This window comes from Kitasatospora sp. NPDC004799, from assembly GCF_040609095.1.
Classification (GTDB): domain Bacteria; phylum Actinomycetota; class Actinomycetes; order Streptomycetales; family Streptomycetaceae; genus Kitasatospora.
On sequence record NZ_JBEXJK010000340.1, the window covers coordinates 1 to 9,135 of the forward strand.

Sequence of the window (9,135 nt, forward strand, 5' to 3'; positions counted from 1 at the left end):
ACTTTTGGCACGCTGTTGAGTTCTCAAGGAACGGACGCTTCCTTCGGACTGCCTTCCGGCAGGCCCTCCGGGCTTCGTTCTTTCGTGTTTCCAGCCGACCAGATGTTTTCCGCTCCGTTTTCCGGAGTTTCATTCATCCGATTTCCCACTGGCGGGATTTCCTGCGACTTCGCCCCGAAGCCTATCAAGGCTTCCGGAGTGCTCAGTCCGCGGGATTTGCTTCGTCGGAGGGCGCGCATTTCGTGAAACACGCTCGCCTCGATTCGGCGGTGTCGTAGACACTAAAGCCCGGGCCCGACCGTTGTCCAGTCAGTCCCAACCGTTCAAACCTACTAGCCCACCCTCACCACGTCAATGGTTTGGCCGGGGTGAGAGGAAGACTAGCAGGTCAGAGGCCTGTCGATCACATCGGCTCAGGCCGCGACGGGCTGGAGGTCCGCTCGGTCGGCCGCGTCCACATCGCCGAACTCCCCGCCCTCGGCGGCCCTTCGGCCCAGCACCAGGGCGTAGACGAGGAAGGCCGCCTCGGCGAGCACGCCGATGGAGATGCGGGCCCAGGTCGGCAGGCCGGACGGGGTCACGAAGGCTTCGAGGACACCGGAGACGGCCAGGACCGTCGCCAGGCCCATCGACATCCCGATGATCGCGCGGCCCTGTTCCGCCAGCGCCACCGAGCGGGTGCGCGGGCCGGGGTCGATGACGGTCCAGCCGAGGCGCAGGCCGAGGCCGCCGGCCACGAAGACCGCGGTCAGCTCCAGCAGGCCGTGTGGGATGAGCAGGCCCAGGAAGACGTCGAGGCGCCCGGCGGAGGCCATCAGCCCGACGCCGATGCCGAGGTTGAGCACGTTGGTCCACATCACGTAGAGCACCGGAATGCCCAGCGCGATCCCGAACAGCAGGCACTGCACGGCGATCCAGGCGTTGTTCGTCCAGACCTGCGCCGCGAAGGAGCTGGCCGGCCGGTCCGAGTAGTACGTCTCGTACTGGCCGCCGGGGCGGGTCAGCTCCCGGAGGTGCTCGGGTGCGACCAGGCTGTTGCGGACCTCGGGGTGGGTGGCCATCCACCAGGCGAGCAGTGCGGTGCCGGCCATCGAGACGACCGCCACCGGGATCCACCAGCGGCGCGCGCGGTAGAGCGCGGCCGGGAAGCTCACCGTGTAGTAGCGGGCGACGTCCTGCCAGCCGTTGGTCCGGGCGCCGGTCACCGCACTGCGGGCGCGGGAGACCAGGCCGGTCAGCCGGCTCACCAGGGCCGGGTCCGGCACGGCGGCCTGGACCTTGGCGAGGTGGCCGGTGGCGCGCTGGTAGAGCGTGACCAGCTCGTCGGCCTCCTCGCCGCTGAGCCGGCGCCGGCGGGCGAGGGCGTCCAGCCGGGCCCACTCCCCCTGGTGGGTGGCGACGAAGACGTCCAGGTCCATTTCGGCGGCTCCATGATCGGCGGCGGGCGCGGACGTGCGTGCGCGGGCGGGTCGGTCCGGGCGGGCGGGCCCCCGCGGACACGTGCGGCCCAGCATGCCAGCAGCGGCCGTCGCCCCGGCCGTCGGGATCTCACTTCCCGTGCGCCCACCGGGCCCCGTATGTTGGCGGCTGCGGACCAGACTGCGGGGAGCCCGTCACGGGGAGCCGGTCCGGGGTGATTCCCTCCCCCGGTGTCGCCCGCACCCGCGGGGGCTGGATCTCCATGGCCGAGCCGTACGGGCTCCGAGAACGTGAACGGACAGGTGTCTTGAGCGACCTGGTGACGGGTGAGGCGGTCGTCCTCGGCCTCCAGACGGCGAAGCTTCCGAGCAGGGCCCTGGCGATCGTGATCGACCTGCTGGTGGAGTTCGCCGCCCTGCTGGTCTTCACGCTGCTGCTGAGCGTCGCCCTGATCGGCCTCGACGGCGCGGCACTGGCCGCCACGATGATCGGCCTGATGGTGTTCTTCCTGGTGGCCGTCCCGGTGATGATCGAGACCCTCACCCGCGGCCGCTCGCTCGGCAAGGCCGCGCTCGGCCTGCGGGTGGTGCGCACCGACGGCGGGCCGGTGCGGTTCCGGCACTCGCTGGTGCGCGGTCTGGTCGGCTTCTTCGAGATGATCGTGCTGACCGGCGCCCCCGCCGTGATCACCTCGGCGGTGCACTCGGACGGCAAGCGGCTGGGCGACATCTTCGCCGGGACGGTGGTCGTCCGCGAGCGCACCCCGCGCGCGGGCGGCTCCGCCTCCCCGCTGCCGCCGGTGCACCCGCACCTGCTGCAGGCGATGGGCCACGAGCTGGTCGCGATGGACCTGTCCGCCGTGCCGGAGCCGCTCTGGCTGGCCGTCCGCCAACTGCTCGGCCGGATCAGCCAGTTGGACCCGGCGGTGATGCTCCGGATGTCCACCCGGCTGGCCGGGGACCTGTCCGCCAGGATCGGGCACCCGATCGCCCCGGGGCTGCACCCGGCGGCGTACCTGGGCGCGGTGCTCACCGAGCGCCAGCGGCGGGAGTGGCTGCGGGCCCAGGAGCAGCTGTGGGCGGCCCGGCCGATGACCGCCCAGCCGATGGCCCAGCCGGTCCCCGTCCAGGTGCCCGCTCCCCGCCCGGCCTCCGGTCCGCTCCCCGCGCCGGCTCCGGTGGGCGCGGCCGACGGGCGGCCCGTCCGGGTCCTCGGCCTGCCGGCGCCGCAGCAGCGGCCCGCGCCCACGCCTCCGGTCGCCCCCGCCGCACCGCCGCTGCCCGTACCGCCGACCGCACCGGCGGCCCCGGGCGCACCGTCGGCCCCGTCCCTGGACAAACCCGGCACCGGCTTCGCCCCGCCCGCCTGAGCGCCGCCCGCCCGAGCCACGCCACCTGAGCCCGGCCGGGCTCAGGTCAGGCCGGGCCGGGCCGGGCCGGGCCGGGCCGGGCCGGGCCAGCCGTATGGCACGGCCCGCTACTCCTCCTCCGCCCCCACCCGCCAGGCGTTCGGCGGCGACTCCAGCTCCTCCAGCTCGATCCCCGCCGCCGCCAGCACCACGTCCCCCGCCAGGTGCACGACCTGCTGCTCACCGGTCTCCAGGTCCGCCACCTGGTACCGCTCGACCAGCAGCGGCCCCGAATCCGTCGCGTGCGTGTCGACGCCCTCCAGCAGCCACCCCTGGTCGAGGGTGCGCGGCGCCAGCACCGGCTCGGTGAACGCCACCAGCCGCACCCGCGCGCTCGCCCCCTCCCGCAGCCGCAGCAGCCGGGCGGTGGCGACCAGGAAGCCCGGCGAGCGGCCGGTGAAGGCGTGCGCCCGGTCGTGGCCCTCCGCCGCGTGCTCGCCGCCCGGGTCGGCCGCGTCGGTACGGACCCAGGCCACCCCGTCCACCGCCCCGCCGCGCACCTGCCAGCCGCCGGCCCGCAGCTCCATCCGCAGCGGCCGGGCGCGCGAGTCCAGCGTGAGGTCGGTGCTGCCGAGCACCCGGCCGTCCGGCGCGTAGGTCTTGGAGACGTACCGCCACCCGGCCGCTCCGGGGGCGCAGCTGAAGCGCTCCTCACCGAGCGGGACGTGGTCGTGCGGGTCGTGGAGCGAGTACCGGCCGTTGGGCATGCCGGAAAGCCTACGTGCGCATCGGCGTGCAACCTTCCGGCCGGTACCCGCATTAGAGCGGCGGACGGCGCGGCTGGGCGTCGCCACCACGACGAGAGGGGGTGCGGATGGCGGAGCAGGCGCGCGACACGGAGTTCACCGAGTACCTGGCCTCCAGGAGCGGCTGGCTGCGCAGGGTCGCCTATCTGCTGTGCGGGGACTGGCACCGGGCCGACGACCTGGTGCAGGAGTGCGCGACCAAGCTGTACGTGAACTGGTCACGGGCCGGCCGGGTCGAGAACCTGGACGGCTACGCCCGCAGGGTGCTGGTCAACACCTTCCTCTCCGAGCAGCGCTCGTCCTGGTGGCGGCGGACGACACGGACCGCGGCACCGGTGGACGTCGCCTCGGTGGTGGCCGACCTCGACGCCCGGCTGGACCTGCGGCAGGCGCTGGCCGCGCTGCCGCCCAAGCAGCGGGCCACCGTGGTGCTCCGGTACTACTGCGACCTCACGGTCGATCAGACCGCCGACGCGATGCGCTGTTCCTCGGGCAATGTGAAGAGCCAGACCTCGCGCGCCCTCGCCACCCTCCGGACGACGCTCACCCCTCGTCCCACCACCGCCGAGAGGACGCCATGAGGTCGCACGAGCAGCGTGATCTGACCGCCCGGCTGAACGCCCTCGCCGAGGCCCCGGCACCGCCCGCCGCACTCGACGCCTCGGCGGTGATCGCCCGCGGGCGGGCCCGGCTGCGCCACCGCCGGCAGGCCCTGACCGGCCTGGTCGCGGCGTCGACCGCCGCCGTGCTGGCCGGCGTGCTGCTGCTGCGCCCGTCCGGCGGGCCGCCCGGGCCGACCGTCCCCGCGCCGACCGCGCCGTCCTCGACCGCACCGTCCCCGACCGCCACGCCGCAGCCGGCGGCGACCACCGGCCCGCTGAGCGCCGAGGCCCGCTTCGGCTGGCTGCCGCCGTGGCTGGCCCGGCCGGCCGTCGGCTACGCGAACAGCGACGGCCGGTCCGTCGTCACCGCGGCCACCACGACCGCCGTCGAGAACGCCGTCCCCACCCTGAGGCTCGAACTGCTGCGCGGTCCCGGCGAGTCCCCCGCCCCCGGGGTGCACACGGTCGACGCACCCGCGGTCGCCGGCCGGGAGGCCCGGTGGCTGGTCACCGACGCGTCGGGGATTCCGGTCGGCCTGCGCTGGATGACCGCCTCCGGGCGCTGGGCCGAACTGAGCGCCACGCTGTGGATCGGGGCCAAGGTCAAGGAGGACCTGCTCAGGGTCGCGGCCGGCGTCGAGTTCGGCGGCCGGGACGTCCCGTTCCCGGTGCGGCCGACCGGCCTGCCCGCCGGGCTCAAGCCGCGCAACGTCGAGATCCACCGGCCCTCGAAGGACACCGAGCCCCCGTGGAGCGCCATGTTGTCGTACACCGTCGACGGGAAGTGGCTGAGCGTCACCGCCCAGCCGGAGAGCTTCGGGGTGTTCGTCGACGGCAGGCCGGACGGCGGCACGCCGGTGTGCCGCGTCGCGAAGGGCGTCCGGCTCTGCGCCAACGGGACGGCCGCGGGGAGCCCGCCGGTGCAACAGGCCGGCGGACTGGCGGGCCTGCTCGACCGGTTCACCGTGCTCGGCGCGGACGAGGCCGACTGGACCGCGCCGGACCCCGCCGGCACACCCCGCTGACGGGCCGCCCGACGGCCCCACCGACGGCCCCGCACACGCCGGCGGGCCCGCACACGCCGACGGCCGGCGCCTCCCGAAGGAAGCGCCGGCCGCCGGACGGTGCACCGGTCAGTAGCGGTACTGCTCGGCCTTGTACGGGCCCTCGACCGGAACGCCGATGTAGTCGGCCTGCTCCTGGGACAGGGTGGTCAGCTTCACGCCCAGCGCGTCGAGGTGCAGGCGGGCGACCTTCTCGTCCAGGTGCTTCGGCAGCACGTAGACGCCGATCGGGTACTGCTCGGTCTTCGTGAACAGCTCGATCTGGGCGATCGTCTGGTTCGCGAAGGAGTTGGACATCACGAAGGACGGGTGGCCGGTCGCGTTGCCCAGGTTCAGCAGGCGGCCCTCGGAGAGGACGATGATGGTGCGGCCGTCGGCCTTGCGCCACTCGTGGACCTGCGGCTTGACCTCGGTCTTGACGACGCCGTCGAGCTTGGCCAGGCCGGCCATGTCGATCTCGTTGTCGAAGTGGCCGATGTTGCCCACGATGGCCTGGTGCTTCATCCGGGCCATGTGGGAGGCCATGATGATGTCCTTGTTGCCGGTCGTGGTGATGAAGATGTCGGCGATCTCGACGACCTCGTCCAGGGTGGTGACCTGGTAGCCGTCCATCGCGGCCTGGAGCGCGCAGATCGGGTCGATCTCGGTGACGATGACGCGGGCGCCCTGGCCGCGCAGCGACTCCGCGCAGCCCTTGCCGACGTCGCCGTAGCCGCAGACGACCGCGACCTTGCCGCCGATCAGGACGTCGGTGGCGCGGTTGATGCCGTCGATCAGCGAGTGGCGGCAGCCGTACTTGTTGTCGAACTTCGACTTGGTGACCGAGTCGTTGACGTTGATGGCCGGGAACAGCAGCTTGCCGTCACGGTGCATCTCGTACAGGCGGTGGACACCGGTGGTGGTCTCCTCGGTCACGCCCTTGATCGTGGAGGCGACCTCGGTCCACTTGTTCGGGGTGTCCTTGAGGGTGCGGTTGAGCAGCTCCAGGATGATCCGGAACTCGTCGTTGTCCGCGGTGGACGGGTCCGGCGCGGCACCGGCCTTCTCGAACTCGACGCCCTTGTGGATCAGCAGGGTGGCGTCGCCGCCGTCGTCCAGGATCATGTTCGGGGTCTTGCCGTCAGGCCAGGTCAGGGCCTGCTCGGTGCACCACCAGTACTCCTCCAGGGTCTCGCCCTTCCAGGCGAAGACCGGCACGCCCTGCGGGTTCTCCGGGGTGCCCTCCGGGCCGACGGCGATGGCCGCGGCGGCGTGGTCCTGGGTGGAGAAGATGTTGCAGGAGCACCAGCGGACCTCGGCACCGAGCGCCGTCAGGGTCTCGATCAGGACGGCGGTCTGCACGGTCATGTGCAGCGAGCCGGTGATGCGGGCGCCGGCCAGCGGCTGCGACTCGGCGTACTCGGCGCGGATCGCCATCAGACCGGGCATCTCGTGCTCGGCCAGCTGGATCTCCTTGCGGCCGAACGGCGCCAGGGAAAGGTCGGCGACCTTGAAGTCACCGGTGATGTCGGTCGACATGCGTCTGCTCCTCGCTGAGGGGGATGGAAAGAGGGCCAAAGGTCCGGGCGTGCGTCGCGCGCGTCAGGCCGTACGGGTGCACGGCCACGCCGGGACGACCGGGTCCGTGGTGGTGGACCGGCTTCCCGTTGCGCAGCACAAACCGTCGGAGGACCTCTCTCCCTCGACCGGCGCGCACCTCGGGGGGCGCGGACCGCCGATCGACCGCCATCAGCAGCGACGTTCTGGCTCTGGTGACGAATCTACACCGACGGCCCCGTCGGCCGTCCGACGATGACCGATTTCGGCCCCCGCTCCGGCCCGCCCCCGGGCCCGGCCCCCGCCGGGGTCAGTGCTCGGCGCCCGGGCCGGGACCGCCGGGCGTGGCCGCCGGGTCCTCGCCCGCCGCGGCCTTCTCGGCGCTGTAGACGTCGGGCTCCAGGTAGATCGCCCGGGCGATCGGGACGGCCGCGCGGACCCGCTCCTCGGCGGCGTCGATCGCCGCCGCCACCCGGGCCGCGCTGTCCTCCGCGTTGACCGCGACCTTGGCCGCGACCAGCAGCTCCTCCGGGCCCAGGTGCAGGGTGCGCATGTGGATCACCCCGGTGACCGACTCGCCGTCCACCAGCGCCTCCCGGATCCGCCGCACCGACTCCTTGTCGGCCGACTCGCCGAGCAGCAGCGACTTGGTCTCCAGGGCGAGCACCACGGCGATCACCACGAGCAGCACGCCGATGGACAGGGTGCCGATGCCGTCCCAGATGCCGTCCCCGGTGATCACGGTGAGGCCGACGCCGAACAGCGCGAGCACCAGGCCGATCAGCGCACCGGTGTCCTCCAGCAGCACCACCGGCAGCTCGGGCGCCTTGGCGGTGCGGATGAACTGCACCCAGCCCTGCCTGCCCTTGGCCTTGGCGGACTCCCGCATCGCGGTCAGGAAGGACCAGCCCTCCATCGCGATGGCGAAGACCAGCACGCCGACCGCCCAGCCCCAGGCGTCCAGCGTCTCCGGGTGGCTGATCTTGTGCCAGCCCTCGTAGATCGCGAACAGGCCACCGACGCTGAACAGCACGATGGCCACCAGGAAGCCGTAGACGTAGCGCTCGCGGCCGTACCCGAACGGGTGCTCCTCGTCGGCCGCCCGGCGCGCCCGCTTGCCGCCGACCAGCAGCAGCACCTGGTTGCCGGAGTCGGCCACCGAGTGCACGCCCTCGGCCAGCATCGAGGACGATCCGGTGAAGCCGAAGGCGGTGAACTTGGCCGCCGCGATCGCCAGGTTCGCGGACAACGCCGCGATCAGTGCCTTGGTGCCGCCCTCGGTACTCACGCGACCACCTCGCTGCGCTCGGCAGGCGCTTCGCACAATACGCGCCTTCTAATGATGAGCTCGCTTCGCTCACTCATGACTACAGGATCCTCACGGGTCGATCAGCTCGTCGAGCGCTTACGGTACCGGCCGGGACATTCCGCCCGGCCGACCCGCTCAGGTCTGCGCGGCGGCGAGCCCCAGGTAGACGGCGGCGAAGTCGGTCAGCGCGACCAGGTCGGCCAGCGCGTGCAGCGCGTCCGGCCGGGCGCTCGCGTACTCGGTCAGCCGGACGTCGTGCGCGGCGGCCAGCCGGTGCGCCCTGGTCACGCCGAAGCTGCGCGGCCCGGCGTCGTCCTCCGGCACCTCGGCCGGGCCCTCCTGCTCGTCCGCCGCGCCGGCCGCTTCCGGGGTGTGCCGCAGCAGCAGGACCTGCAGGTGCAGCGGGTCCGGCTCCTCGACCCGGTCGCGGAAGAAGTCGTCCGGATCGGCGCCCGCCCCCAACTGCCCGGTGAACATGCCCCGGTGGGCGGTGAGCACCTGCGGCAGCGGCCCGGCCAGCGCCGGGCGCCCGGCCCGGTCGGCCAGCTGGGCGGCGAACCGGGTGGCGGCCGCCCCGGCGACCGGGCCCTCGGCCCACAGCAGCGGGACCGTCCCGGCCAGCCGGGCGGCCAGGCCCTTCGCCGGGTTGGTGTACGCGGCGGCGTCCGGGCGGCAGCGCACGGCGGTGGCGTCCAGCAGGTCGGCGACGGCCGGCAGCGCGTCGTACGGGAGCTGGGTGACGCCGATCTTCTGGGCGAGCGCCAGCAGCGGGGTGAGGTGGGACCAGAGCGCCGCCGGGTCCTCGGCCGGCAGGTCCGGCTCGGCGGCCACGACGCGCGGCAGGGCGTCCGGCTGCGCCGAGGTTACGAACGGCAGCGGCAGCGCGCGCACCTGCAGCGCGGCCTCGGCCAGCGCGCTGCCGGCCGGGGCGGTGACGACGATCGCGCAGCCGCGCGCGTACGCCTGCTCGGCGAGGCAGCAGCGGCGGCGGCTGGTTCACGACCAAGGACGGCAAGCCGGCCCTGGTCAGCGACACCTCCATCGGCAACGG

Annotated in this window: 8 protein-coding genes; 3 read left to right on the forward strand and 5 right to left on the reverse strand. The window is 73.4% G+C overall.

The genetic code is table 11. The features are described from left to right. Window positions 1-413: 413 nt before the first annotated feature. Window positions 414-1,418, reverse strand: a complete 1,005-nt coding sequence (locus tag ABZW03_RS31195) for a stage II sporulation protein M (protein ID WP_355265676.1) — start codon at window positions 1,416-1,418, stop codon at window positions 414-416. A 308-nt stretch (window positions 1,419-1,726) separates the two neighbouring features. On the opposite strand from ABZW03_RS31195, the gene ABZW03_RS31200 reads away from it, so the two are divergent. Continuing rightward, a complete protein-coding gene (locus ABZW03_RS31200; protein ID WP_355265679.1) occupies window positions 1,727-2,788 on the forward strand; it encodes an RDD family protein in 1,062 nt (353 codons plus the stop codon). Between the two features lie 107 nt (window positions 2,789-2,895). Here the strand turns inward: ABZW03_RS31200 and ABZW03_RS31205 are convergent, their stop codons facing one another. Beyond that, window positions 2,896-3,534, reverse strand: coding sequence for a hypothetical protein (locus tag ABZW03_RS31205; protein WP_355265681.1), 639 nt, complete (start codon window positions 3,532-3,534; stop codon window positions 2,896-2,898). Between the two features lie 107 nt (window positions 3,535-3,641). Between ABZW03_RS31205 and ABZW03_RS31210 the strand changes: the two genes are divergently transcribed. Then, on the forward strand, window positions 3,642-4,154 hold the full coding sequence (locus ABZW03_RS31210; RefSeq protein ID WP_355265684.1) for a SigE family RNA polymerase sigma factor: 513 nt from the start codon (window positions 3,642-3,644) through the stop codon (window positions 4,152-4,154). After that, entirely contained in the window at window positions 4,151-5,200 is a 1,050-nt protein-coding gene (locus ABZW03_RS31215) for a hypothetical protein (protein ID WP_355265686.1), read from the forward strand. Before ABZW03_RS31210 ends, ABZW03_RS31215 begins: the two co-directional genes overlap by 4 nt. Before the next feature lie 108 nt (window positions 5,201-5,308). Here ABZW03_RS31215 and ahcY read toward each other — a convergent pair whose 3' ends face one another. From ahcY to ABZW03_RS31230, 3 genes are all read right to left on the reverse strand, one after another. Further along, window positions 5,309-6,757 (reverse strand): adenosylhomocysteinase, encoded by a 1,449-nt coding sequence (ahcY, locus tag ABZW03_RS31220; RefSeq protein ID WP_355265689.1) that lies wholly within the window; start codon window positions 6,755-6,757, stop codon window positions 5,309-5,311. A gap of 328 nt (window positions 6,758-7,085) precedes the next feature. Continuing rightward, window positions 7,086-8,063, reverse strand: coding sequence for a cation diffusion facilitator family transporter (locus ABZW03_RS31225; RefSeq protein WP_355265692.1), 978 nt, complete (start codon window positions 8,061-8,063; stop codon window positions 7,086-7,088). A 156-nt stretch (window positions 8,064-8,219) separates the two neighbouring features. Next, a complete protein-coding gene (locus ABZW03_RS31230; RefSeq protein WP_355265694.1) occupies window positions 8,220-8,975 on the reverse strand; it encodes an SIS domain-containing protein in 756 nt (251 codons plus the stop codon). Window positions 8,976-9,135: the final 160 nt, after the last annotated feature.

What these genes read in the sequence shown, in the direction of transcription:
- ABZW03_RS31205 (WP_355265681.1), bottom strand. Translation starts at nt 3,534, where the DNA reads ATGCCCAACGGCCGGTACTCGCTCCACGACCCGCACGACCACGTCCCG.
- ABZW03_RS31215 (WP_355265686.1), top strand. Translation starts at nt 4,151, where the DNA reads ATGAGGTCGCACGAGCAGCGTGATCTGACCGCCCGGCTGAACGCCCTC.
- ABZW03_RS31210 (WP_355265684.1), top strand. Translation starts at nt 3,642, where the DNA reads ATGGCGGAGCAGGCGCGCGACACGGAGTTCACCGAGTACCTGGCCTCC.
- ABZW03_RS31195 (WP_355265676.1), bottom strand. Translation starts at nt 1,418, where the DNA reads ATGGACCTGGACGTCTTCGTCGCCACCCACCAGGGGGAGTGGGCCCGG.
- ahcY (WP_355265689.1), bottom strand. Translation starts at nt 6,757, where the DNA reads ATGTCGACCGACATCACCGGTGACTTCAAGGTCGCCGACCTTTCCCTG.